This is a genomic window from Flavobacterium sp. FG139 (genome assembly GCF_057809695.1).
On sequence record NZ_JBMDKL010000011.1, the window covers coordinates 89,440 to 115,342 of the forward strand.

24 protein-coding genes and 1 tRNA gene are annotated in these 25,903 nt (G+C 35.9%); 16 read left to right on the forward strand and 9 right to left on the reverse strand.

Annotated elements, in window-relative coordinates; all coding sequences use genetic code 11:
* Nucleotides 1-24: 24 nt before the first annotated feature.
* Nucleotides 25-1,803 carry an AMP-dependent synthetase/ligase gene (locus ACODSI_RS10795; RefSeq protein WP_488916865.1) on the reverse strand — a complete coding sequence of 593 codons (1,779 nt, stop codon included), beginning with the start codon at nt 1,801-1,803 and terminating at the stop codon, nt 25-27.
* A 112-nt stretch (nt 1,804-1,915) separates the two neighbouring features.
* On the opposite strand from ACODSI_RS10795, the gene ACODSI_RS10800 reads away from it, so the two are divergent.
* Both ACODSI_RS10800 and ACODSI_RS10805 read left to right on the forward strand, forming a co-directional pair.
* A complete protein-coding gene (locus ACODSI_RS10800; protein WP_488916866.1) occupies nt 1,916-3,835 on the forward strand; it encodes an LTA synthase family protein in 1,920 nt (639 codons plus the stop codon).
* 1 nt (nt 3,836) lies between these two features.
* Complete coding sequence (locus ACODSI_RS10805) at nt 3,837-4,424, forward strand: dual specificity protein phosphatase family protein (RefSeq protein ID WP_488916867.1); 588 nt, start codon at nt 3,837-3,839, stop codon at nt 4,422-4,424.
* Between the two features lie 28 nt (nt 4,425-4,452).
* On the opposite strand, the gene ACODSI_RS10810 is transcribed toward ACODSI_RS10805, so the two are convergent.
* From ACODSI_RS10810 to ACODSI_RS10825, 4 genes are all read right to left on the reverse strand, one after another.
* Nucleotides 4,453-6,864, reverse strand: a complete 2,412-nt coding sequence (locus ACODSI_RS10810; protein WP_488916868.1) for a TonB-dependent receptor — start codon at nt 6,862-6,864, stop codon at nt 4,453-4,455.
* Nucleotides 6,865-6,933: 69 nt separating this feature from the next.
* Nucleotides 6,934-7,692 (reverse strand): DUF3667 domain-containing protein, encoded by a 759-nt coding sequence (locus ACODSI_RS10815; RefSeq protein ID WP_488916869.1) that lies wholly within the window; start codon nt 7,690-7,692, stop codon nt 6,934-6,936.
* Between the two features lie 65 nt (nt 7,693-7,757).
* Complete coding sequence (purL, locus tag ACODSI_RS10820) at nt 7,758-11,396, reverse strand: phosphoribosylformylglycinamidine synthase (protein ID WP_488916870.1); 3,639 nt, start codon at nt 11,394-11,396, stop codon at nt 7,758-7,760.
* Nucleotides 11,397-11,535: 139 nt separating this feature from the next.
* Nucleotides 11,536-13,119 carry a hypothetical protein gene (locus ACODSI_RS10825; protein ID WP_488916871.1) on the reverse strand — a complete coding sequence of 528 codons (1,584 nt, stop codon included), beginning with the start codon at nt 13,117-13,119 and terminating at the stop codon, nt 11,536-11,538.
* A gap of 159 nt (nt 13,120-13,278) precedes the next feature.
* On the opposite strand from ACODSI_RS10825, the gene ACODSI_RS10830 reads away from it, so the two are divergent.
* The 4 genes from ACODSI_RS10830 to ACODSI_RS10845 all read left to right on the forward strand — a co-directional run bounded on the left by ACODSI_RS10830 (nt 13,279) and on the right by ACODSI_RS10845 (nt 15,651).
* On the forward strand, nt 13,279-13,701 hold the full coding sequence (locus ACODSI_RS10830; RefSeq protein ID WP_488916872.1) for a PaaI family thioesterase: 423 nt from the start codon (nt 13,279-13,281) through the stop codon (nt 13,699-13,701).
* A complete protein-coding gene (locus ACODSI_RS10835; RefSeq protein ID WP_488916873.1) occupies nt 13,701-14,759 on the forward strand; it encodes a chorismate-binding protein in 1,059 nt (352 codons plus the stop codon). The genes ACODSI_RS10830 and ACODSI_RS10835 overlap by 1 nt, the downstream gene beginning before the upstream one ends.
* 39 nt (nt 14,760-14,798) lie before the next feature.
* Entirely contained in the window at nt 14,799-15,515 is a 717-nt protein-coding gene (gene bshB1, locus ACODSI_RS10840; protein ID WP_488916874.1) for a bacillithiol biosynthesis deacetylase BshB1, read from the forward strand.
* Nucleotides 15,516-15,577: 62 nt separating this feature from the next.
* Nucleotides 15,578-15,651, forward strand: a tRNA-His gene (locus ACODSI_RS10845).
* Nucleotides 15,652-15,705: 54 nt separating this feature from the next.
* Here the strand turns inward: ACODSI_RS10845 and lpxD are convergent.
* Nucleotides 15,706-16,695 carry a UDP-3-O-(3-hydroxymyristoyl)glucosamine N-acyltransferase gene (gene lpxD / locus ACODSI_RS10850; protein WP_488916875.1) on the reverse strand — a complete coding sequence of 330 codons (990 nt, stop codon included), beginning with the start codon at nt 16,693-16,695 and terminating at the stop codon, nt 15,706-15,708.
* Between the two features lie 118 nt (nt 16,696-16,813).
* Here lpxD and ACODSI_RS10855 point away from each other — a divergent pair, with 118 nt between their 5' ends.
* Nucleotides 16,814-17,278: a hypothetical protein gene (locus tag ACODSI_RS10855; protein ID WP_488916876.1), complete on the forward strand. Its 465-nt coding sequence runs from the start codon at nt 16,814-16,816 to the stop codon at nt 17,276-17,278.
* Nucleotides 17,279-17,325: 47 nt separating this feature from the next.
* Here the strand turns inward: ACODSI_RS10855 and ACODSI_RS10860 are convergent, their stop codons facing one another.
* Nucleotides 17,326-18,360: a M28 family metallopeptidase gene (locus ACODSI_RS10860; RefSeq protein WP_488916877.1), complete on the reverse strand. Its 1,035-nt coding sequence runs from the start codon at nt 18,358-18,360 to the stop codon at nt 17,326-17,328.
* A 2-nt stretch (nt 18,361-18,362) separates the two neighbouring features.
* Nucleotides 18,363-19,454 (reverse strand): DUF3667 domain-containing protein, encoded by a 1,092-nt coding sequence (locus ACODSI_RS10865; RefSeq protein WP_488916878.1) that lies wholly within the window; start codon nt 19,452-19,454, stop codon nt 18,363-18,365.
* Between the two features lie 111 nt (nt 19,455-19,565).
* On the opposite strand from ACODSI_RS10865, the gene ACODSI_RS10870 reads away from it, so the two are divergent.
* From ACODSI_RS10870 to ACODSI_RS10910, 9 genes are all read left to right on the forward strand, one after another.
* A complete protein-coding gene (locus tag ACODSI_RS10870) occupies nt 19,566-20,027 on the forward strand; it encodes a DUF1801 domain-containing protein (protein WP_488916879.1) in 462 nt (153 codons plus the stop codon).
* Nucleotides 20,024-20,659: a Crp/Fnr family transcriptional regulator gene (locus tag ACODSI_RS10875; protein WP_488916880.1), complete on the forward strand. Its 636-nt coding sequence runs from the start codon at nt 20,024-20,026 to the stop codon at nt 20,657-20,659. Before ACODSI_RS10870 ends, ACODSI_RS10875 begins: the two co-directional genes overlap by 4 nt.
* 57 nt (nt 20,660-20,716) lie before the next feature.
* Nucleotides 20,717-21,517 carry a sulfite exporter TauE/SafE family protein gene (locus ACODSI_RS10880; RefSeq protein WP_488916881.1) on the forward strand — a complete coding sequence of 267 codons (801 nt, stop codon included), beginning with the start codon at nt 20,717-20,719 and terminating at the stop codon, nt 21,515-21,517.
* A 69-nt stretch (nt 21,518-21,586) separates the two neighbouring features.
* The gene (locus ACODSI_RS10885; protein WP_488916882.1) at nt 21,587-23,008 is read left to right on the forward strand and encodes an MBL fold metallo-hydrolase; all 1,422 of its coding nucleotides are present in this window, start codon (nt 21,587-21,589) and stop codon (nt 23,006-23,008) included.
* A gap of 132 nt (nt 23,009-23,140) precedes the next feature.
* On the forward strand, nt 23,141-24,547 hold the full coding sequence (locus ACODSI_RS10890) for an MBL fold metallo-hydrolase (RefSeq protein ID WP_488916883.1): 1,407 nt from the start codon (nt 23,141-23,143) through the stop codon (nt 24,545-24,547).
* A gap of 1 nt (nt 24,548) precedes the next feature.
* The gene (locus tag ACODSI_RS10895; RefSeq protein ID WP_488916884.1) at nt 24,549-24,755 is read left to right on the forward strand and encodes a hypothetical protein; all 207 of its coding nucleotides are present in this window, start codon (nt 24,549-24,551) and stop codon (nt 24,753-24,755) included.
* A complete protein-coding gene (gene trxA, locus ACODSI_RS10900) occupies nt 24,745-25,047 on the forward strand; it encodes a thioredoxin (protein WP_488916885.1) in 303 nt (100 codons plus the stop codon). The genes ACODSI_RS10895 and trxA overlap by 11 nt, the downstream gene beginning before the upstream one ends.
* Nucleotides 25,047-25,247 carry a DUF6132 family protein gene (locus ACODSI_RS10905; protein WP_488916886.1) on the forward strand — a complete coding sequence of 67 codons (201 nt, stop codon included), beginning with the start codon at nt 25,047-25,049 and terminating at the stop codon, nt 25,245-25,247. Before trxA ends, ACODSI_RS10905 begins: the two co-directional genes overlap by 1 nt.
* 89 nt (nt 25,248-25,336) lie before the next feature.
* Nucleotides 25,337-25,519 carry a hypothetical protein gene (locus tag ACODSI_RS10910; RefSeq protein WP_488916887.1) on the forward strand — a complete coding sequence of 61 codons (183 nt, stop codon included), beginning with the start codon at nt 25,337-25,339 and terminating at the stop codon, nt 25,517-25,519.
* A 53-nt stretch (nt 25,520-25,572) separates the two neighbouring features.
* Here ACODSI_RS10910 and ACODSI_RS10915 read toward each other — a convergent pair whose 3' ends face one another.
* The gene (locus tag ACODSI_RS10915) at nt 25,573-25,881 is read right to left on the reverse strand and encodes a hypothetical protein (RefSeq protein ID WP_488916888.1); all 309 of its coding nucleotides are present in this window, start codon (nt 25,879-25,881) and stop codon (nt 25,573-25,575) included.
* Between the last annotated feature and the right edge of the window lie 22 nt (nt 25,882-25,903).

A 25,903-nucleotide genomic window follows, 5' to 3' on the forward strand; every position in this document is an offset into this window, starting at 1 on the left:
TTTACCTATAAACGTCCTTTTTATTTAATTGTTATTGTATATTTTATCATACAATTTCTGATATTTTTCTTTTACAATTTTACGTTTGAGTTTTAAGGTAGGAGTGAGTTCGCCACCAGTAATACTCCAAACCGTAGGCGTTAATTCGAATTTTTTGATTTTCTCCCAGTTTCCAAATTTTTCATTGTAATGGTCAACTTCTTCCTGAATTTTACGGATGACTCTATCGTTACTAATAATTTCTTCATTAAAATCACCTATATCAAACCCTTCTTGAGCCGCCCAAGTTTTTAGGTAATCAAAATTGGGTTGAATAAAGGCAGCAGGCATCTTTTCGCCATCACCAATCACCATCATTTGTTCGATGAACAACGATTGTTTCATGGTATTTTCAATAATTTGTGGTGCAATATACTTTCCGCCCGATGTTTTGAACATTTCTTTTTTACGGTCGGTAATTTTTAAGAAGCCTTCAGCGTCAATTTCACCAATATCTCCGGTGTGGAAATAACCATCGTAAATCGCTTCGTTAGTCAGTTTTTCGTCTTTATAATAGCCCATCATGACATTCGGACCTTTGCATAAAATTTCGCCATCGGCAGCAATTTTGACTTCTACATTTTGAATGGGTTTTCCAACGGTTCCAATTTTAAAAAGACGATTTCGAGTGTCATTTACAGTTATTACTGGCGAAGTTTCGGTCAATCCATAACCTTCCATAACTGGCATTCCGGCAGCAGCAAAAATACGTGTTAATCGCTGTTGTAATGCAGCACTTCCAGAAACCATTACCACTAAATTGCCACCCAAACCTTCTTGCCATTTGCTAAAGATTACTTTGCGTGCTAACTTCAGTTGTAATTCATACCATAAACCGTTAGCGCCATACGGTTCGTATCTTAATCCTAAACCGACAGCCCAAAAGAACAATTTTCGTTTGATGCCTGTGAGTGTTGATCCTTTTTCAATGATTTTATCGTATACTTTTTCTAATAATCTTGGAACGACCGAGAAAACAGTAGGTTTTACTTCTTTGATGTTGTCGGATAATTTATCGATGCTTTCTGCAAAGTAAATGGAAACCGAATAATATTGATAAATATATAAAATAACCCGTTCAAAAATATGGCAAATCGGCAAGAAACTCAAGGCACGACTGCTGCTTTCTTCAAAAGGAATTCGAGGGGCACTGTCCAAAACATTGGAAACAATATTGTGGTGTGACAGCATTACACCTTTGGGCCTTCCAGTGGTTCCCGAAGTGTAAATAATGGTAGCCAATTCTTCAGGATTTACATTGTTTTTTCGTTCTTCAACGGCATCTTGATTGGATTTGTCTTGGCCTAAATCCAAAAGCTCTTTCCAGTTTTTACAACCGTCAATTTCGTCAAAAGAATAGACGTCTGTTAAGTTAGAAAGGTTATTTTTAATCAGATTTACTTTTCGCAATACTTCAGCATCGGAAACAAAACAATATTTAGCTTCACTGTGATTTAAAATGTATTCGTAATCTTCTTCAGAAATGGTGGGATAAATAGGCACTGTTTGTGCTCCAGTTTGCAAAGCACCAATGTCCATAATGTTCCATTCGGTTCTATTGCTAGACGAAATAATCGCAATCTTATCATTTTTATTGACACCAAGGCGAAGTAATGCTCTTGAAATAGCATTGGATTTATCTATATATTCCTGAGTTGAGGTTTTAACCCATTCGCCATTGTATTTGGTAACAAGACAATCGGATATATTATTTTTCTCTAACTGTTGGTAAGGAAAATCAAAGAGACGCGTGATGTTGCTCATTATGAAAAGTAATAATTTGATGCAAATTAATCAATAAATTATATATTAACAATATATTTTAAATTATAGTTGTAGTATTTAGTAATTTTGCACCAAATTATAACCGAATTAAATGCATCGAATTCCAAGGTTTAGCGAATATAAAGTGTTGTTTTACAGGATAGGTTTGGCGTATTTGTTTTATACCATTGCCCGAATTTTATTCTTTATTTATAATAAAAATTTAATCAAAATAGACTCAGTATCCGACTTCATTTCGTTGGCGTATCACGGACTGGCTTTTGATACCACAACAATTATTTACATCAATTCGCTGTTTATTATATTATCTATTTTACCTTTAATAATCAATACTAAAAAAGGGTTTCAGAAGTTTTTATTTTACTTGTATTTTATCACCAATTTATTAGCCTATACTGCCAATTTTATTGATTTTATTTATTACAAATATACGTTCAACAGAAGTACCAGAGCCTCATTGGATACCTTAGAAAATGAAACCAATAAAACACGTTTGTTTTTGAACTTTTTAGTCGAATATTGGCATGTGTTTTTCTTGTTTTTCTTGTGTGCTTTTATTTGGATTTATTTGTACAAAAAAGTTCGCGTTGAACACCACAAACACCAACCAAATATTAAATTTTTTACTGTTTCAATCGTATCATTTTTACTTCTAACCACTTTGTGTATTGGCGGTATTCGTGGTGATTTTAGAAAAAGCACGCGACCAATCAACTTACTCGATGCGAGTCGATTCGTGACCGATGCTTCGCAAGCCGATTTTGTATTAAACACACCATTTGCCATTATTCGAACTTGGAATACCAATACGTTTAAGAAAGTCAATTTGGTGGATAAAACGACGATTGATTCATTGTTAGTTCCTGTAAAACAATACCATAACAATCCGAAAACCAAACCCAATATTGTAATTTTTATTTTAGAAAGTTACGGACGTGAATACATCAGTGCGTTCAATAAAAACAGTAAAGATCCCAAATACAGAGGTTATTCGCCTTTTGTCGATTCGTTAGCGCAACACAGTTTGATTTTTACCAATGGTTATGCCAACGGCTACAAATCGATTCACGGAATGTCGTCGGTATTGGCCGGAATTCCGTCGTTTAAAGATGCATTTACGTCGTCGCCATATCCCAAACAAAAAATTCAATCGTTGGTTTCAGTTTTAAAAGGTGAAGGGTATGACACGTCTTTTTTTCATGGCGCACCTAACGGTTCGATGGGGTTTTTAGGCTTTGGAAACATCTTAGGATTTGATCATTATTACGGTAAAAACGAATACAACAACGACGCCGATTTTGACGGTTCGTGGGGCATTTGGGACGAACCGTTTTTTCAATATTTCAACAAAACATTAAGTCAGAAAAAGACACCTTTTATGGCTACTTTGTTTTCGGTTTCATCGCATGAACCCTATGTAATTCCAGAGAAATATGCGGGTAAATTTCCAAAAGGAGACAATCCAATTCATCAATGTATAGGCTATACCGATTATTCGTTGCAGCAATTTTTTAAAGCGGCCAAAAAGCAATCGTGGTATAATAACACTATCTTTGTTTTGGTTGCCGATCACGATAATTTGATTTATTACGACGAATATTATAAAGATCAAAATTTGCATACGGTTCCGATTTTGTTTTTCAGTCCGAATGAGAAATACAAAGGCGTAAACAATAATTGGGCACAGCAAATTGATATTTACCCAACACTTTTAGACATGATTGGATATGATAAACCATTCAGGAGTTGGGGTAGAAGTTTGATTAGTAATGATAAAGTAACGCCATTTGTGATGCGCTATTCTTCGGATAAATACCAAATGATGAGTGGCAATTATATTTGTACTTTTGACGGTGAAAAAGCGGTTGGATTTTACCAAAAAGACGATAAAGATTTAAAACACAATTTGATTCACCATCGTACGGCTGAAATGAATCTGTTGGAACAACGTTGTAAAGCGTTTTTACAAGATTATATGGAACGCATTATAGATAAAAAATTAGATAAATAAGATGAGTTTGAAAAAGAAAATAATTATTGTTCTTGTGACATTGGTTTTGATTGGCACAGGAAAATATGTGTACGATCGTCACATTAATCACAATTTCATGACCATTACCGAAGGCAAAGTGTATAAAAGTGGCGTAATACCGCCTGATGAAATTGCCGATTACGTAAAAAAATACCACATTAAATCAATTGTAGATTTGCGTTTTCCGGGTACAGGTGACGATGTAAACAATCCTGAAGTTCCGGCCGAGTTGACTGCCGAGAAAGAAGCGGTAGCTAAAATTCCGGGTGTGAATTATTATAACGATGGATCCGATCAAGTTCCGAATCAGAAAAACTTGGATTTATTTTTTAAAATTATGGATGACCAAAGCAATTATCCTGTTTTAATTCACTGTTTCCACGGCATTGGAAGAGCCCAAATGTATTCTGCTATTTACCGTATTGAATATGAAGGTTGGAGTAATGAAGATGCGCGTCATCAAGCCGCTTTTCCGTTTGCTTTTAGCTCCTTTGACGATGGCAAACCTAAAGGAGAATATTTAAAAGCTTATAAAAGTAGAAAGCAAATTGCCGCTGAAAAAAAATAACACAAAACGCCTCTTAATGAGGCGTTTTTTAATATTCAGGCGTAAACTGATTTTCCAATAACTTTTCTTTAAATGCCGATTTAAAGGTGTACGCAAACGTAATCATTATCGCTCGGGTATCCGATTTTGAGGTACGATTGTTTGTAAAGTTGGCCGTGTTGTTTACATAACCACTTTTCAAAGTATTGAACACATCGGTAACGACCAATCCCAATCGCGAACTACCGCCTAATTTTTGTTGGAATCCCATATCGGCGCTGTAAATCGCAATGCGGTTGCCTTGTGGTGTAGCCAATTTAGAATTGTAACTGCCAATTAATTGTAGTTTTCCGCCTTGCCATGGAACAAAATTATTGATCAGTTTTCCATACCAATTGAAGGCTTTACTCACCACATCTTCGGCGACATTGGAACCGTTTATGTTTTGTTGGAATGCAGTCAAACTAATATTAGCATCGTAGAATTTTACAGGCTTTAAACTAAAAATGGTTTCCAAACCATAGGTTAGGGTTGTACCAAAGTTTTTGGGCGATAACAGCACTACACCATTCGGTTGCAATTCAGAATATTGTTTGATGGTATTGGTAGCATTTCTGTAAAATGAATTGACAGAAAACGAATAACTGCTCCATTCTTTGTTGTAACCCAATTCTAAGATGTTCACAATTTCGGGTTTTAAATAAGGGTTTCCACTGTGTGGATTCAAAGCATCGGTAATGTCTAGAAATGGATTCAATTGATCCAATTCAGGACGATTGATGCGTTTGCTATAGCTTAATTTCAAGAATTCATCCGATTTTAAATGGTATTGCAACAATGCCGAAGGAAAGAATTTCAAATAATTATTACTGAAATCAGTACTTTGTGTGATGGTTTTCCCTGCATTAGAAACCAATTCGGCACGCATACCAAAATTGTAGTTCCATTTGGGATGGTCTTTATCTCCAATAAACGAATTTAACATAGCATACGCCGCATTGATTTGCTCGTTGAATTTGAAGGTATTGCTCGAAGCCGGATTCACTACATATACATCATTGATGTTGTCAGCACTTTGAAAATCGGAATTAAAAAAGCGAAATATTCCTTTATAACCTGTTTCTATAATCGATTTGGCACCTGCTGGAAATGCATAATCCACTATGGCGTTGGAGATGTTTTCATTTTCATAATTGTGAGTGCGTTGCCAAAATACGTTTCCAATTTGGGCAGTATTAGCATCAAAATTATAGGTGTCAATATCGGTGTTTTCTCGATCTCTATTAAACGATGAAGTAATACTAGCGGTCAAACTTTTACGATCATCCGTGTATTTACGTTCGTAATTCAAGGCAAACTCGGCGACTTTAGAGCGTTCCAATTCCAAGGAATGTCTTCTGTTGTTGGAATAAAAAGCATTGGTATTCGTATGCAACAAACTGCTCAAGGTTTCATTGTTGTCTTGCCCTTCCATATTGCCAATGGCTTCAAAAGAAAGGTTGTTTTTATCATTGGGCGAAAAATCAATGTTCAATTTCAAATTTTGCAATTGTTCCAAACGTTTGTCGTTTCTAGTTTGCGTTAATTGATGTTCGTCAGCAATAAAATAATTGGTTCTGCTACCATCAATTTTTTTAGTTCTTCCGGCAAAACGGTTATCATAACCCAAACCAAAATTCCATTTTCCAGCTTTATGATTGAGTAGGATAGAGCTGTTTACGCGGCCTTTCGCACCAAAGCCAGTACCTAACACAAAAGCACCATTAGTACCACTTTGGTTATTTTTTTTCAATTTGATATTGATGATACCACTTTCGGCATTGGCATCATATTTTGCAGACGGATTGTTTACTACTTCCACACTTTCAATACTACTGGCTGCAATTTGGTCGATGTTGGTTATCGTCGAGTTTTTTCCATTAATCAAAATCAAAGGCATTTTTCCTCTCAACGTAATCGCTCCATCGGCATCGACTGAAATAGTCGGGATGTTTTTCAGCAAATCGGTAGCCGTTCCACCCATTTGTGAAATATTGGTTGACGCATTGTAAATGAATCCTTCTTGCGTTTTTTGGATGGTTTTTTTCTGTGCCGTTACTACCACATTGTTTAACAGAGTAGCGTCGCTTTTTAAAACGATTGTATTTAAAATTACTGAGAAATTAGACTCAGAGATAGTTACTTTTTGTGAATAGTTTTTGTAGCCAATCAGACTAAACCGAATGAGGTAATCACCAGTTGGGATGTTGTTTATGTCAAAATTTCCGTTAGTATCTGTTGTTGCATAACCAATTGTTTTGGTGGTGTCAGCCACTTTTTTAAGATTGACTTCTGCAAATTCTAAAACTCCTTTTTCATCAGAAACAGTACCCGAAATTTTACCTGAATTTTGCGCAATAGAAAACTGACAAAAGGCTGTTAAAGCTATCATTAGTGTCAGTTTGAAATGTAGTTTTCCCATTCGGTAAAGATATTTGTTTCAAATTTTTACCCAACGAAACAGCTCTTAAAATTTACTTAAATTTGAAGATTACTTTCCAACTAAAATAAACTTTAGAAGTAAAACAAATATAATAACTTCGATGGCTAATAAGGCAATGAAAAGTGTGATTTTAGGCAAGAAAACCCACTTTTTATAATAATCCCCAAAAGTATTATAATAAGCAAATAACACATAAGCAACCAATAAAATAGGTGTTAAAATATTGGCAAAATCGGAGATAAAAACAAATTTTTCAGTAAAATCAAAATAGAGAAAGACATTCATTACAGCCGAAATTAGTAATATTCCGAGGTATAACATTCCGCTAATAATCACATGTTCACTAAAATTTAATTTCCTTTTTTTGAAAAGAACAAAGCTATTGAAGGCAAATAAAGGCAATAAACCCAGTAGTAATAATTTAGAATAATTTTCAAAAAATACATCTAACTTATCAACTTCATTGCTGAGTTTTTCCATTTGCGGCATATATTCTTTGGCAAGAATGTCGTAATAGTGTAATACAAAAATATTCAAACCAATCAATATTAAAGCCAAATAAAAGACATTGTAATAACGAATTCTTTTGCCTTCAATATAATCTAATGCGGCTTTTCCAGGACGGGTAATAGCTTCTTTGAGCGTAAACAAAATTCCTTTTTCAAAATGCCATACGCCATGAATAATATCGTGAAAAACTAAATGTTTGAACGTAATTCGGTGCGTATCTGTTTTCTGGCCACAATTCGGACAAAATTTTTGTGATACAGCTTCGTTGCAATTTAAACAATGGGTATTGTGGCTCATAAATAATTTCTTTTAGCAAGTATACAAAAAAAGCACTTAAATTAATAAGTGCTTTTCAATTTTATTTAGTGTTTTTCAATCCACAATCGTGCATTTACAAAGGCTTCAATCCATGGAGATACTTCGTCTTTTTTATCGGTTGGATAATAGGCCCAATTCCACGGAAATGTTGAACGTTCGATGTGTGGCATCATTACCAAATGTCTTCCGGTAGCGTCACACATCATGGCCGTGTTGTAATCAGAACCATTCGGATTGGCAGGATAGCCTTCGTAGGCATATTTCGCTACAATGTTGTACTGATTTTCTTCATACGGCAATTTGAATTTTCCTTCGCCATGGGAAACCCAAACACCTAAAGTAGTTCCAGCCAAAGTCGACAACATCACCGAATGATTTTCTTGCACTTTTACCGAAGTAAAAATACTTTCATGTTTGTGCGAATCGTTGTGGTGCATTTTACCATGAATTTCGTGTTCTGGGTTGATCAATTCCAATTCCATGAACAATTGGCAACCGTTGCAAATTCCGACTGAAAGCGTGTCTTCTCTTTTATAAAAGTTCTGTAATGCTGTTTTGGCTTTTTCGTTATACAAAAATGCACCAGCCCAACCTTTGGCAGAACCCAATACATCCGAATTCGAAAATCCACCTACAGCGCCAATAAATTGAATGTCTTCCAACGTTTCACGTCCCGAAATTAAATCGGTCATGTGCACGTCTTTTACATCAAATCCGGCTAAGTACATCGCATTGGCCATTTCGCGTTCCGAATTACTACCTTTTTCACGAATGATGGCTGCTTTTGGTCGTGGTTTGCTTGCGTCAATAACAGGTTTTAATCCTGTAAAATGACTCGGAAAATGATATTGTAACGGCTGATTAGGAATGTTCTCAAATCGCTCTTGAGCTTTGTTGTTTTTGGTTTGTTTTTGATCGAGTAGGAATGAGGTTTTGAACCAGATATTTCTATAATTTTGAATATTAAATTCTAAATTTTGAATGAAAATAGTTTCCGAATTAGTAACCGTTCCAATTTTAAATACTTCCATTCCGTCAAAAGCTTTTTCAAAAACAGCATCATCTTTTGCTTGAAGTACGACTCCAATATTCTCTGAAAATAAGATTTTTACCAAATCTTTTTCGTTGAACGAATCGAATGAAATAGTGGCACCCAAATTCACATCGGCAAAACACATTTCTAATAAAGTAGTAATTAAACCACCACTTCCAATATCATGTCCAGCAACAATTTGACGATCTTTGATTAAATTTTGAATAACATTAAAAGCTTTTTTGAAAAATGCTGCATCTTTAATAGTTGGTGTTTCAGCACCAATTTTGTTTAGGGTTTGCGCAAACGAACTGCCTCCCAATTTAAAATCATCTTGTGATAAATTGATGTAGTAAATCGAACCGCCATTTCGTTGCAAAACGGGTTCCACCACTTTGGTAATATTCGAACAATTTCCAGCTGCAGAAATGATGACCGTTCCCGGAGCAATCACTTCATCGTTTGGATATTTTTGCTTCATCGAAAGCGAATCTTTTCCAGTTGGGATGTTAATTCCCAATTCGATAGCAAAATCAGAACAGGCTTGAACGGCTTCATACAAGCGCGCATCTTCACCTTCGTTTTTACACGCCCACATCCAATTGGCAGAAAGCGAAACACTTCTTAAATTGTCTTTTAATGGTGCAAAAATAATATTGGATAACGCTTCGGCAATGGCATTTCTACTGCCGGCTTTTGGGTCAATCAATGCCGAAATAGGAGCGTGCCCAATAGAAGTCGCAATTCCTTCCTTTCCGTTATAATCTAATGCCATGACGCCAACGTTGTTTAGCGGTAGTTGTAATGGACCCACACATTGTTGTTTGGCTACTTTTCCGCCTACACAACGATCCACTTTATTGGTCAACCAATCTTTACAAGCCACTGCTTCTAGTTGCAATACGTTTTCTAAATAGCTCGGAATATTATCTTGCGCATAGTCTAAATCACTGTAGTTTCTATCAATTGTTTTGTCAGCCATAATGGTTTTTGGCGAACTTCCAAACATATCTTCTAAAGCAAAATCCATTGGCTTTTCACCTGTAGTTTTGCTTTCAAACGTGAATCGATGATCACCAGTTACGTCACCCACTTGGTACATTGGCGAGCGTTCTCTGTCTGCAATGCGTTGCAAGACATCAATGTCTTTTTGTCCAATCACCAATCCCATTCGTTCTTGGCTTTCATTTCCAATGATTTCTTTAGCAGAAAGTGTTGGATCTCCTACAGGCAATTTGTCTAAATCAATCAATCCACCCGTGGCTTCGACCAGTTCGGATAAACAATTGAGATGTCCACCAGCTCCGTGATCGTGAATAGAGACAATCGGATTTTCATCACTTTCCACCAAACCACGAATGGCATTGGCGGCACGTTTTTGCATTTCAGGATTGGAACGCTGTATGGCATTCAGCTCGATTCCCGAACCAAAAGCACCAGTATCGGCTGAAGAAACGGCAGCACCACCCATTCCAATGCGGTAGTTTTCACCACCCAGAATTACAATTTTATCGCCAGTTTTCGGTTCATGTTTTTGCGCTTGTGAGGCTTTTCCATACCCAATACCACCAGCTTGCATAATCACTTTGTCGTAACCTAATTTTCTATTTGCTTCGTCATGTTCAAACGTCAAAATGGAACCCGTAATTAATGGTTGCCCGAATTTGTTTCCAAAATCAGACGCGCCATTAGATGCTTTGATTAAAATATCCATTGGCGTTTGATACAACCATTTACGCTCTTCAAATCCCAATTTATTTTCTTGCAAACGCGAATAGGCTGTCATGTACACTGCGGTTCCAGCTAAAGGCAACGAGCCTTGTCCACCAGCCAATCGGTCGCGAATTTCGCCACCCGAACCAGTAGCAGCACCGTTAAAAGGTTCTACAGTTGTTGGGAAATTATGGGTTTCGGCTTTTAAAGAAATCACCGAATCAAATGATTTTTTGGTATAAAAATCGGGTTTGTCAGCAGTATTTGGGGCAAATTGTTCTACAGTCGGCCCTTTGATAAATGCTACATTATCTTTGTAAGCAGAAACAATATCGTTCGGATTTTCGGACGATGTTTTCTTGATTAATTTGAAAAGGGAAGAAGGTTGTTCAATGCCATCTATCACAAAGGTTCCGTTGAAGATTTTGTGTCGGCAATGTTCCGAATTCACTTGCGAGAAACCAAAAACTTCCGAATCGGTTAGTTTTCGGTTGAGTTTTTTTGATAGATTTTCTAAGTAATCTACTTCGTCTTGACTTAATGCCAAGCCTTCTTGCTTGTTGTAAGCAGCAATATCATCAATTTCTAATATAGCTTCGGGCTTGATGTTGATGGTAAAAATATCCTGATTCAATTCAGTATATTTTTGCGAAAGCATGGGGTCAAAGTCATTGAAATCAGCCGAAACTTTTTCAAATTCTTCAATTCTGATAATCCCTTCAATACCCATGTTTTGAGTAATTTCAACAGCATTAGTACTCCAAGGCGTTACCATTGCGGCACGTGGACCAACAAAAAAATCCGCAAGAACGGATTTATCTATTTTGTGTGCGTTACCAAAAAGCCAGTTTAATTTTGAGATGGTTGCTGTCGAAAGTTCGTTTTGCGCTTGAACGGCAAAAACTGTAGTGCTTTCGTTTCCGAAGAAATGAATCATTGTGTTATTTTTAGTTGTTGTTGTAGGTGCAAATTTAGTTTAAAAATCAGAAGTTGCCAAATGAGTTTTCAATAGTTTTTAACGGGTTTTCGACAATTGGAATCCAACAAAAAAGCCTTCTAAATGGAAGGCTTTTTTATTAATTTGCAATAAACTGATAGGCGCCAACATTTGCATTTGTGGCGTTTCTCGGTTTATTTAGAATATCATTCGGACTCACAAGGCTGTTGGGAGTCACTTTAGGAAACAAATCTTCTGTTGGCCACATTTGATTTTTATTGATGTTTTTAAACTTCGGATTGATGTTTTTCTTGTTGCCGTTTTGTTCCAAACGAAGAGCGTCATAAAGCGGATTAGTGATTATTACTTGACTCAAGTCGTTTACTTTAACCAAACAATTATTGAAGTTGGTGGTAAATGAAGTGCCTTTTTTCTCTAACGAAATTTCTGTGCTGTTTGAACCATACGCAATTGAATTGGTCATGTTGAATGTCACTGGTTTGGATAAGTAAGCTGTGTCAGTTTCCAGATAGTCGTTTAAAATAACGGCTGCTTGCTTCGAACTGTTCCAATTGTTGTTGAACGTGCAATTGGTAAAATTATAGGTTCCGCCATAAGTGGCTGCAATATTGGCTTGTCCACTGTAATTGATGACTAAATTGTCGGCGTTTACATTAGCCGATCGTGCTAAAATACCAAAGTTAGAGCAATTGTAAATTTGAGAATCTTTAATCGTAAGTTGCGTTGTTGCATTATTACTCAAGGATAAATCTAAATTGTTAGACAATATTCCAACGGTAGCATTTTTTAAAGTCAAGTGATTAATCAAGTTGTTAGGTGAAGTTGAAAAATTAATCACCGCCGTCCATTGTCCGGGAACATCCGAAAATTCAGGTTCTAATCGATCGCCTTCAAAAATAACTTCTTTTGACAAATCAGCAGGGTCGTTTGTGGTTGAAGGCAAACCATTTATTTTTAAGGTACCATTTTTAGCAATAATCAGACCCGAATTCGCATGAAAATGAATGCGCGCTCCATGAGTAACGTTTAATGTTTCGCCATCGGGTACCAGTGCATATCCATAAATTACGTAAGGTTTATTGTTGCCCCAAGTATATTCATCGTTATTGATGGGGTCGTTGTGGTCTAAAGTACTACCCACTATTGTAACAGGATTTCCATCAGCATCGTTTCCTAAATTAATATTTTCATAGGTAAAAGTGTTGTCGGCATTTTGAGTTCGGTGTGGAAAAATAAAATAGGCATCCTGAATCAAAGTTACTAATTCTACCGTTTGTGGAGCACCGCTTACATTGGTAAATTGAATTTGGTCAGTATACAGAAAATCAGTAGGATTAGCGCTCGCTACATCGCTCGTCACTTCAATAAAAATAAACAAACTGTCTTTGGCTAAAAGTTCTACATTGCTGAAGATTTTTCCTTGTGCGCCAGCATCACCAGTCATACCATCTACCATCAATCGGTATTTCGAATTGAGGCCTTTTCCCAATTGAATTTTTGGAATGGAAATATCTTTATTACTTCGGTTGTATACTTTTAAACGATAGGTGCTTGATCCAATGTTAGTAAAAACGGTATCTAAATATACAGTGTCTTTGGAGAATTCTAAGCCTCCAGTGTTCGATTCAAAGGCAAAGTCGCTTCGGCATGAAGTTACGGCAAAAGTGATTCCAGCAAGAAGAAAAAAAAGTAATTTACGCATGTTGTACGGTCTAATTTTGGTAAATGTATGTATTTATTTGAAAACTCAAAAACAGATTTTCCAAAAGTACTAACGCAGCAAAAACTATTTTAGTTTGCAATTGTTAAAACAATCTACGGATTCTATTTAAAATCATTAATTTTGCTTAAAAAAATTACTATGTCTTTTGATAGAGAAAAAATGCTTCAACTTTGCAATGATTGGTCTAAAAACACCTTAATGCAAACTTTAGAAATTGAATATACCGATGCTGGGGAAGATTATCTAGTGGCAACCATGCCAGTAAATCCTAGAGTGCATCAGCCAATGGGATTGCTTCATGGTGGTGCCTCTGTGGCTTTGGCAGAAAGTGTTGGGTCTGCTGCTTCCATGATGTTTGTCAATCCAGAGAAACAAGAAGTACGCGGAATAGAAATCTCAGCAAATCATCTGAGAAGCAAACGAGAAGGAATGGTTACGGCAACGGCGCGAATCCTGCATAAAGGTGCTAGTATTCATTTGTGGGAAATCCGAATTGTGGATGAAAGCGACAAGTTGATTTCGCTTTGCAAACTAACTAATATGGTTTTGCCACGACGCTAATGAGTGCCTTATTTCAAAAAATTAAAGAGCAGTTTTCGAACAAAATGCCTTTTGTTTGTTATTGTAAACCCAATTCTAACAAAGCCATTGCGTTGATTCAAAAAAACGATTTCATGTATGAAATGGACGAGGCTTCGTCGGGATTCGCTTTCGTTTCTTTTGATAACGAAAGAAGGTATTTGATTCCTGAAGACCAATCGGATGTCTATGTTGAAACCGTTTCTTTATTGGATTTTGTATATCCAAATCAAAAGGAGTTTTTTACAGATATGGACGCTAAATCCAATTTTGAAAATTTAGTAAAAAAAGCGGTTTCTGAAATTGAAAAAGGAGCTTTTGAAAAAGTGGTGTTGTCTAGAAGCGAATTAATTTCTGTTTCTGATTTTGACTTAGAATTGGTTTTTAATAAACTAATTTCAAATTATCCGACGGCTTTCAAGTACTGTTTTTATCATCCAAAAGTTGGTTTTTGGATAGGAGCCAGTCCCGAGCAGTTTTTGAAAATAGAAAAAAATAGTGTTAAAACAGTTGCTTTAGCTGGAACACAATTAAATACTGGTTTAGAAAGTGTTAAGTGGGGTAATAAAGAAATAAACGAACAACAAATTGTAGCTAATTTTATTGTAGCTAATTTAGAAAGGGTTTCAAATAAGGTCTCAAAATCGGAGCCCTACACTTTTCAAGCCGGTTCGGTGGTTCATATTAAAACCGACATTCAAGCGGTGATCGAAAATCCATCAGAAATAAACAACATCATTGATGCGTTACATCCAACACCAGCGGTTTGTGGTTTTCCAAAAGCCAAAGCCAAAGAATTTATTTTGGAGCACGAAGGTTACAATCGTGAGTTTTATGCTGGGTTTTTGGGCGAATGGAATAAAGATTTTCTGACTTATAAAGAAGGAAACTCTGATTTGTTTGTAAATTTACGGTGTATGAAAATTTCGGATTCCAAAGCCAAATTGTATGTAGGCTGTGGTATTAACATTGGAAGTATTCCAGAAAAAGAATTTGAAGAAACGGTGAACAAATCACAAACCATGAAAAAAGTGCTTTGAAATCACAAAGCTTAAAGTGAAATTATAAAATAAGATACTATGAAATTAGATATATTGGCCTTTGGGGCGCATCCAGACGATGTAGAATTAGGCTGTAGTGGAACTATTGCAAAAGAAATTAGTCTGGGAAAGAAAGTTGGTATTATCGATTTGACTCGAGGTGAATTGGGTACGCGTGGTACCGTTGAAATTCGCAATTCCGAATCGGCTAAAGCTTCAGCAATTCTAGGTGTTTCGGTAAGAGAAAATTTGGATATGCGTGATGGTTTTTTTGTCAACGACGAAACACATCAGTTGAAAGTGATTCAAATGCTCAGAAAATACAAACCCGAAATAGTGCTGTGTAATGCTATTGACGACCGTCATATTGATCATGGAAAAGGAAGTAAGCTAGTTTCAGATGCTTGTTTTTTATCGGGTTTACGTCAAATTAAAACCGAGATGAATGGTGAAGCGCAAGAAGCTTGGCGACCAAAAGTAGTGTATCATTACATCCAATGGAAAAATTTAGAACCCGATTTTGTTGTAGATATTTCAGGATTTATCGACGTTAAAATGGCATCTATTTTGGCTTATAGTTCGCAGTTTTACAATCCAAATACCAACGAACCAGAATCGCCAATTAGTTCCAAAAACTTTTTAGACAGTGTGAAATATCGTGCTCAAGATTTGGGTAGAATCATAGGAACCGATTATGCAGAAGGATTCACTGTAGAAAGGTATTTGGCTGTCAATAGTTTAGGAAATTTGATATAATTTTTTCATTTTTTCTTTGTGGAAATAAAACTTTTGCAATATATTTGCACTCGTTAAAAATGGTGGTTGTAGCTCAGCTGGTTAGAGCGCTGGTTTGTGGTGCCGGAAGTCGCCGGTTCGAACCCGGTCATCCACCCTTAATTAAAAAGCCTTGAAGAAATTCAAGGCTTTTTTTGTGGGTATAAGTTATTTATTCTGTTGCCATTCGTTTCAAAATCGCCCATTGTTTTAAAGCTGTTCGGGCTTCAACAGCAGGATAGCCTAACATGGTTTTTCCAGCAGGAACATCGGCTGCTACACCAGAGCCAGCACCAATTATGGCGCCATCACCTAATGTTAAATGGTCTTTTATGGAGGCACTTCCGCCAATAATCACACCATTTCCGAGAGTAACTGAACCGGCAAGACCACTGTTTCCTGCCATAATACAAAATCTACCTAGCTTACTATTGTGTCCAATTTGAACCAAATTATCAATTTTACAACCATCGCCCAATACAGTAGAACTGAATTTGCCTCTGTCTACCGATGAGTTTGCTCCAATTTCTACATTGTTACCAATAATTACATTGCCAATTTGTGGAATTTTTGCCAAACCTCTTTCTGGACAGGGTCTGAATCCAAATCCGTCAGCACCAATAGTGCAATTGGGATGTAGAATGCAATAGGCACCAATATGACAACGTTCGCGCACTACGGCACCCGACCAAATTACGGTATTTTTACCAACGGTACTTTCGTCAAGAATAGTAACATTGGGATATAAGGTTACGTTTTCGCCTAGAATTACATTCGGACCCACATAGCAATTGGCTCCAATTCTGGTTCCGTTTCCGATTTGTGCTGTAGCATCAACAACCGAAGTGGGATGAATTTCATGACTGAATTGGGGTGGAGCAGGAGCAAAGAGTTCCAAAACCTGTGACATCGCCAAATCGGCATTTTTTACTTTGATAAAAGCACGGTTTTCGCCTGGTTCTATTGTAATATCTTCATTTACAATGGCCACACAAGCTTTAGAAGTTTCCCAAAGTTTTTCATATTTTCGACTTCCAATGAAGGAAATTTCTGTTTCGCTTGCCAATTCCAATTGCTCTGGCGCGGTAATAGCATTAGAGATAGTTCCCACAATAACACCATTTAATACAGCATTAATGTCTTGAAGGGTTAAATTTTTCATTAAGTTTGGTTTGTTAATAGTTTTCAAATTAAGTGAATTGTTTTGATTTGTACTAATATTTCAAAGAAACCCTTGTAGATTTTAATTTATTATTAATTTTGTTTTACAGATGAAACCTATGAAGAAACTACTTTTTTTATTTTTATTACTGCCTTTACTCGGTCAGGCACAATTTGAGAAATCCATCAAGTTGAAGGTTGCCGTGATGCAAAATTTTGTGGCTAAAGGTGAAGAAGGCGAAACGATGTTTTGGCAAACCAAAGGTAAAATTACTTACGGCATTGTGAATTATACTGATGAACAGAATCCGAAGTTTAAAGAATTATTCATCAATCAATACAAAGAGTTATTGGTGATTTACAAACGAATGAATGTTTCTGAAGATGAAAAAGATACTGCTTTGTATATCAAAACGCTCATTCGTCAAGAAGAAGATTATAGAAATTTACTTACCAAGGAACAACTCAAAAAATATTTGGATAAGTTGGCCGATTTTGAAAAAAACAATCCTCAAGCCAATGATTCGTATTCGTCATTATTCTTTTCAGAGAATTTATTGAACGAATACAAAAAAAGGTTTTAAATAAAAAAAGTTCGCTAATCAGCGAACTTTTTTTATGGATTATCAAATTATTTTCCGTCTTTATCAACTACTATTCGGTTGTCACGATTGGCCAATTCCCAGGCAATGGAAAAGCCTAATTGTGCTCTTTTTGCCAAGGCATCAAACTCAATTTTATCAACTTCATCGGTCGCTTTATGGTAATCGGCATGAGTTCCGTTGAATAAAAATACCACTGGAATTCCATGTTTTGCAAAATTGTAATGATCGGAACGGTAGTAAAAACGATTCGGGTCTTTTCTATCGTTGTATTTGTAATCGATTGCCATTTGCGTGTATTTGGTGTTTGCCGCCTCACAAATGTTGTATAAGTCAGTAGAAAGATAATCGGAACCAATTAAATAAATATAATTGTTGCTGTCTTTGTGTGCTTCGTCGCGACGACCAATCATATCAATGTTTACATCGGCAACGGTATTGGCTAAAGGAAATAATGGGTGTTCGGAGTAATAACTCGAACCATACAATCCGTGCTCTTCTCCAGTCATGTGTAAAATTAAAATCGAACGTTTTGGTCCGTGACCTTCTTTTTTTGCTTTTTCAAAGGCTTGCGCAATTTCCAATAAAGCTACTGTTCCCGAACCATCATCATCGGCACCATTATAGACTTGTCCGTTTTTAACGCCAACATGGTCGTAATGCGCCGAAATGACTACAATTTCGTCTGGTTTTTCGCTACCTTCAATAAAGGCCCAAATGTTTTCAGAATCGGGTAGATTTTCGTTGTATTGTTTGTTCATGAATTCGGCAGGCACTTTTTGATAATAACTATCGGCGCCTTTTGGAAACGGAATTCCCATCTTCTTGTATTGTTCAATCAAGTATTTTCCGGCTTTTTTCTGCCCTTCACTTCCAGTATCTCTACCTTCCATTTCGTCAGAAGCTACCACTGTTAAATACGTTTTTAATTCGGGTGCCGTAATCGAACTCACATAACTTTGAACGTCTACTGGCGCATTCTTAGTGGCGGTTGCATTTTGTCCGCTAGAGCAAGAAACAAGTAAAACCGATACTACTCCGAGTATTATGATTCTTTTTTTCATAATTAATGAATGTTGATGAATGTATAGATTGCAAATAAAGTTAATATTATGAAGATGAATACCATGTTTATGAAAAACATAACAATTCCTTTTATAATCGAAATAATTCTGGAATCACCATAAAAACGATGATGTGCTGGAAAAAAATAATACAGCATATACAAAACCGCTACTGTAGTAAATAAATAGTCAATCACTCTAAATACGACATAATCGCTTAAAAAAGCCAGCAAATAACTTTCTACTCGAATGATAAGAATTCCGAGTAGTAAAAAGGAAAAATAATGCAAGGTAAAAATTCCATGATCAAAGTAATACCAACGTTTTTTGTTTTGAAAAACCCACAATACAAAAGCAAATAACGGCATGTATAAAAATAATGATTTGGGCAAATTATGTACAAAAGATTCTATGAATTTTTCTTTAATTTCTTCGGCACTGTATTTATCTTGAACCAATTGCATTTTACGATTGATCCAATAGCTGACAGGGTTTAATTTTTCAGCTGGACTACTATATTTTTGAATGGAATCCAATTCGTGAACCGATTTGTAATATTTGCTTAATAAAGTAAATTGATTGTGACTCTCAAGATCTTTTTCTTTAGCCTGCAAAACAAATTTTTGAAGCGAATCGGATTCTTTTTTAGTGATTAATCCTTTTTTCTCTAACTCGATTATTTTTTCTTGTTCTTTGAAAATCGTATCTTTTTCGGTTGTTTTTGGGGTAACCAGACCCGATTTTTTGGGAAGTGTCACGTCAGGAGTATCTTCATTGTCGGGTATAACGCTTAATAAAAAGAAGGTAACAAAACTCACAAAAATATACAAACGCACAGGTGCTAAATAGCTCATTCGCTTGCCCGAAAGGTATTCTTTGGTTAATGAAGCCGGTCTGAAAATAAGGTTTTTTATGGTTTTCCAAAAGGCATTTTCATAATGAGTCAAATCTTCAAAGAAATGCACAAACAAATGAAAGAAGGTTTTGCGGGTATCAGTATTTTCTTGACCGCAATTCGGACAAAAACGATCGGAAACTACATAATTACAATTCAAACAGGTTTTATCCTTGCGTAACGGGTTCTTGTGCGCCATAAGTGATTACTAGTAATAGGATGTAAAGCTATTAAAAAAAATTATTACTACTTTTGTTTAGTGACATTAGTTGTCAAAATTTACATTAGTTACATTATCAATTCAATTTTTATGCAATCAAAAGCACTCACACCCGAAGAATATTTAGCCGAATTACCTGAAGAACGACGCATTGCCATGGAAAAACTCCGAAAAGTAGCTTTGGAAAATCTTCCTAAAGGTTATAAAGAAGTTATGAGTTACGGTATGTTGGGTTACGTGGTACCTCATGAAATCTATCCTCCTGGCTATCATTGTACGCCAAATTTGCCATTGCCTTTTTTCAATATTGCTTCGCAAAAGAATTCCATTAACATCTACCACATGGTGCTTTATGGTGATAAAGATATGCACGATTGGTTTGTTGCCGAATATCCAAAACATTGTAAATCGAAATTGGATATGGGAAAAAGTTGCGTGCGATTTAAAAAATTAGACGATATCCCGTATCAATTAATTGGAGAATTACTGTCAAAAATTTCGGTTGAACAATGGATTGAACGCTATGAATTGCTGTTAAAAAGAGAACGATGATTGATCTAATTAAAGCAAATTACAGTTCCATTTTTGAAGAACAACTATTGGAAGAGATGGCTCAAGTGGCTGTTTTTCATAAGTTTGAAGAAGGTGATATCTTAATCGATTTTGGCGACTATATTAAAAACATGCCTTTGTTACTTAAAGGAGCTATTAAGATTTTAAGGGAAGATTTTGACGAAGGCGAATTGTTATTGTACTTTATCGAAAAAGGTGATACTTGTGCCATGACCATGGCTTGTTGTTTAGGTGATACTAAAAGCGAAATTAGGGCTGTAGCCGAAACCGATGTGCAACTCATCATGCTTCCTGTTACTAAAATGGAAGAATGGTTGGGGAAATACAAAAGTTGGAGAAACTTTGTATTCAACAGCTATAACAATCGTCTCAAAGAAATGCTTACAGCCATTGATAATCTGGCATTTATGCACATGGACGAACGCTTGTTGAAGTACCTTGCTGAAAAAGCTAAAGTCAATAAAACCAATCACATTCAAAGTACGCATCAAGAAATTGCCTACGATTTGCATACGTCTCGTGTGGTAATTTCACGTTTGTTAAAAGCATTAGAAAAAGAAGGAAAAATTGTGTTGCACAGAGCTTCAATCGAACTTTTGCGTGTAACGTAACATAAGTCACATAATTTAAATTAAAATACTACACCTTTGTAACTCATATTTAATCAAATGGAGACCAGTCATATTTTTGGATATATTTTAGCCGTTTTTGTAGGCATTACATTAGGGTTAGTGGGTAGTGGAGGTTCTATTTTATCAGTTCCGATTTTGGTTTATGTCATGGGCGTCGAACCTATTTTGGCCACAGCCTATTCCTTATTTATTGTGGGAACCACAGCTTTGTTTGGTGGTATTCAAAAAGCCAAGCAACAACTAGTCGATTTTAAAAAGGTGGTATTGTTTGGTATCCCAACCATATTGGCGGTTTTTATTACCCGAAAAATACTCGTTCCAAGCATTCCAGAAGTAATTTTTTCAACAGCTTCTTTTACGTTACACAAATCGGTTTTAATCATGGTGGTTTTTGCCATTGTGATGATTGCCGCTTCTGTTAGAATGATCAAACCTTTGAAAGAAAAAATAAGTAATGACGATAAACTTAATTACATTTCCATTTTTCTTCAAGGATTATTCATTGGTTTTGTAGCCGGATTTGTAGGTGCTGGTGGCGGATTTTTAATCATCCCTGCTTTGTTGTTTTTAGCCAAAACACCAATGAAAATGGCTGTGGGAACATCGCTTTTTATTGTCGCTGCGCAATCGTTAATTGGGTTTGTTGGTGATATTCGTCCCGAACAAAATATCGAATGGAAATTGTTGCTGACATTTACTATTTGTTCTATTATTGGCGTTTTTATAGGTAGTTATCTTTCTAAAAAAGTAGCCGGCGAAAAACTCAAAACAGGTTTTGGATGGTTTGTTTTGGCGATGGGAATCTTTATTATTTTAAACGAGTTGTTTTTAAAATAGCCGACTGATAATTATCATTTTTTACCGACTAGTACTGTTTTAATTTTACATGATTTTAAATATAATCTGATGGAATTAGAACAAATATATACGAATTGTATCTCTGAAGCGGCCTATTACATTACGTCTAATGGTGAAGCCGCTATTGTAGATCCGTTACGTGAAACGCAACCGTATCTGGATCGGTTGGAGCGTGATAACGTTACTTTAAAATATATTTTTGAAACCCATTTTCATGCCGATTTTGTTTCGGGTCATATCGATTTGGCTCGAAAAACAGGTGCTACTATTGTATACGGACCTACAGATATGAAAACGGGTTTTGATAGGCATGTAGGTGTTGATGGAGAAGTTTTTCATTTGGGTGGAATTACCATCAAACTTATCCATACTCCTGGACATACTATGGAAAGTTCTTGTTTTTTAGTTTCGGATGAAGAAGGTAAAGAACACGGATTAATCTCTGGTGATACTTTGTTTATTGGAGACGTGGGTCGTCCCGATTTAGCACAACACGTCATAGCCGATTTGACTAAAGAAAAATTGGCACGACTTTTATTTCATTCCTTACGCGAAAAAATAATGCCTTTGTCGAATGACTTGATTGTATATCCCAACCATGGAGCGGGTAGTGCTTGTGGTAAAAATATGAGCAAAGAAACCACCGATACGTTAGGAAATCAAAAGAAAACCAATTACGCTTTGAATCCAAATTTATCTGAAGATGATTTTGTATTGGCCATCTTATCAGGATTGACCACACCGCCGCAATATTTTCCTAAAAATGTATTGATGAACATTCAAGGTTATGACAGCTTGGATACCGTTATGCATCGAGGACATAAACCGTATGATGTTATCACATTTGAAACCTATGCCAATCAACCCGATGTGCTAATTTTAGATACTAGACGATCTGAATTATTTGCTCAAGAGTTTATCCCTAATAGCCTTAACATCGGACTGGAAAGTAATTTTGCTTCTTGGGTTGGTGAATTAATTACCAACATCAATCAAGATATTCTTTTGGTTACGGAAGATAATTCTAAAGTTGATGAAGCTATTATTCGATTGTCTCGAGTAGGTTATGATCATGTTATTGGATATTTGGATGGCGGATTTCAGTCGTGGAAAAATGCTGGAAAAGAAACTCAGGTAGTTCACCGAATTTCGGCGCAACAACTGGAAAAACAATATCCAAAAGATAATTTAATCATTATTGACGTCCGAAAAGCAAGTGAATACCAATCGGAACATCTTATCAATGCTGTTAATATTCCTCTGAATGTATTGCATCAAAATTTGTCTGAATTTCCAAAAGATCTCTCGTTCATACTGTATTGTGCCGGTGGCTATCGCAGTATGATTGCAGCATCTATATTAAAACAAAACGGATTTGACAATTTTGTTGATGTTGTTGGTGGATTTCAAGAAATCAAAAAAACGTCACTGCCTTTAACAGATTACGTTTGCCCGACTACACTATTGTAAAATGGTGTACATTAGTTTATTTTGTTTGAAGCACTGAGCAATCGGTGCTTTTTTATTTGTTAAATTTGTAACAAAAGTTACCAATACTTTTTTTGAAACGAAGTATTTTTACACTGTAAATTAATATTAGGTATGAGAATAGAACAAATTTATACAGGCTGTCTTGCACAAGGTGCTTATTATATTGAGAGTAATGGCGAAGTGGCCATTATTGACCCGTTGCGTGAAGTACAACCTTATATTGATAAAGCCAATGCAAATAATGCTACAATAAAATATATTTTTGAAACGCATTTTCATGCCGATTTCGTGAGTGGGCATGTTACATTAGCTGAAAAAACAGGTGCTCCCATTGTATTCGGACCCAATGCCAACCCATCGTTTAAGGCACATATTGCTGCCGATGGAGAAGTATTTCAATTGGGTGATATAACCATTACGTGTTTGCATACTCCGGGTCACACCATGGAAAGTTCCTGTTATTTATTGAAAGATAAAAACAGAAAAGACTACGCACTTTTTAGTGGAGACACTTTGTTTTTGGGCGATGTAGGTCGTCCCGATTTAGCGCAAAAAGCAGCCGATATGACGCAAGAGCAATTGGCCGGTATATTGTTTGAAAGTTTACGAAATAAGGTAATGACACTTGCCGATGATGTAATTGTATATCCAGCTCATGGTGCCGGTAGTGCTTGTGGTAAAAATTTAAGCAAAGAAACAGTGGGAAGTATTGGTGAGCAAAAAGCAACTAATTATGCCCTTCGAGCCGACATGACTAAAGCCGAATTTGTGGCCGAAGTGACTGACGGATTGTTGCCACCACCAGCTTATTTTCCTATGAATGTGAAATTAAATAAAGAAGGATACAGCAATGTAGAAGACATTATTAAAGAAGCCAAACCATTTGACGCTAAAACTTTCGAATTGGTTGCCAATGAAACCGATGCCTTAATTTTAGATGTTCGTCATCAAGACGATTTTGAAAAAGGCCATATTCCGAAATCAATTTTTATCGGAATTGATGGCGGATTTGCTCCATGGGTAGGTGCGTTAATTTTAGACATCAAACAACCAATTCTATTAGTAACTCCCGAAGGTAGAGAGGAAGAAACGATAAAGCGATTGGCAAGAGTAGGATATGATGCCACTTTAGGGTATTTAAAAGGCGGTTTCGAAACTTGGAAAGCAGCAGGATTGGAATTTGATACCGTAACTTCAATAACTGCAGCGGATTTAGAAACTAAAATGCACAATAGTTTACCAGTATTTGATGTTAGAAAACCCGGTGAATATACTTCAGAACACGTTTTAGAAGTACCTTCAACACCTTTAGATTTTTTAAACGATCACTTAGCTGAATTTCCTAAAGAGGAAGACTTCTATTTGTTTTGTGCAGGTGGATACCGTTCTATGATGGCGGCTTCTATATTAAAAGCTCGAGGCTATCACAATGTAGTTAATGTTTTAGGTGGATTTGCAGCGATTAAAAAAACCGGAATTAAAACTACCAGTTATGTATGTCCGTCAACTTTAAAGTAGGATGAAAAGAATTCTGTTTACCAATTGGAATTTAATGCGGTCATTTCGTTTGGGATTTGCTGTTTTTTTATTTTACAATGCCTACGAAACCCAACAATGGTTTTTTGTTGTATTTGGATTGTTTTTTTTATTTCAAGCCCTTTTTAATATGGGATGTAACGCCAACGGATGTACTATAACCTATAAAATCAAAAACAATGAACACTAGTTTTTCCAATCTAATCAATTCCGACAAACCTGTATTAATTGATTTTTTTGCTACTTGGTGTGGGCCTTGTCAAATGCTCGGACCAATACTTAAAGATGTTAAAGATAGCCTTGGCGAACGAATTTCTATAGTTAAAGTCGATGTTGATAAGAATCAAGAATTGGCGGCCATGCAACAAGTGCGAGGCGTTCCAACAATGATGTTGTTTCAAAATGGACAACAATTGTGGCGGCAATCGGGTGTATTGTCTAAAGATGAAATTATCAAAATCATTTTAGATAAAAGTCAGTAATGTCTAAAAAAGCAATTCTCATTACCACTTTAGGTGCTATTATAGGCGCTATTTCAGGCTATCTGTATTATAAATATGTAGGTTGTGCTAGCGGAACCTGTCGCATAACATCTAAACCCATAAACAGTACTTTGTACTTTGCTGTAGTTGGTGGATTGTTGTTTAATATGTTTGTTAAAAGCCCAAAAACCAAAAAATAATACAATTAATATAATTTTAAGACTGCCCAAATAAATATTTTTATATATTTGAAATACCAACAAGTAATTAATAATTAAAAACAATAAAAATGAAAAAAGTAATTTCAATGATGGCTGTTGCAGCATTCTTATTCGCTGCTAATGTAAACGCTCAAGAAACTCAAAAGAAAGAAACAGAGAAAAAAGAGTGTGCTAAAGACAAAAAATCATGCTCTAAAGATAAAAAAGGTGGATGTTGCGTTGGTAAAAAAGCGGAAGAGAAAAAATCATAATTCAATTGCAGATTGTTTTAAAGTGCTCGAGAAATCGGGCACTTTTTTATTTTTTATAATTTTTCAGACAGTGCCATTTGAACTTCATTATACAACAAACCGCTGCCACCACCATAATGTACTATCACTTTAACCGTTGGCGTAATTCGAACAGCTTCTATCATAATTTCGTTTTCTGTTGCTGCATCTAGACCAGAACTTAATAGTATAATTGCCGTTGGCACCTCTTGTAAGTGTTGGTAAAGTTCTGAAGTTTCACGACATCCAAAAGCCGTCCAATCTTCTTTTGCCGAAATAACTCTCACCAAAGTTCGCACAATGGAATCGTTTTTGCCTATAACAATAAAGTGTAATCTATTCATCTCATTATTTTTTCAAAGCAAA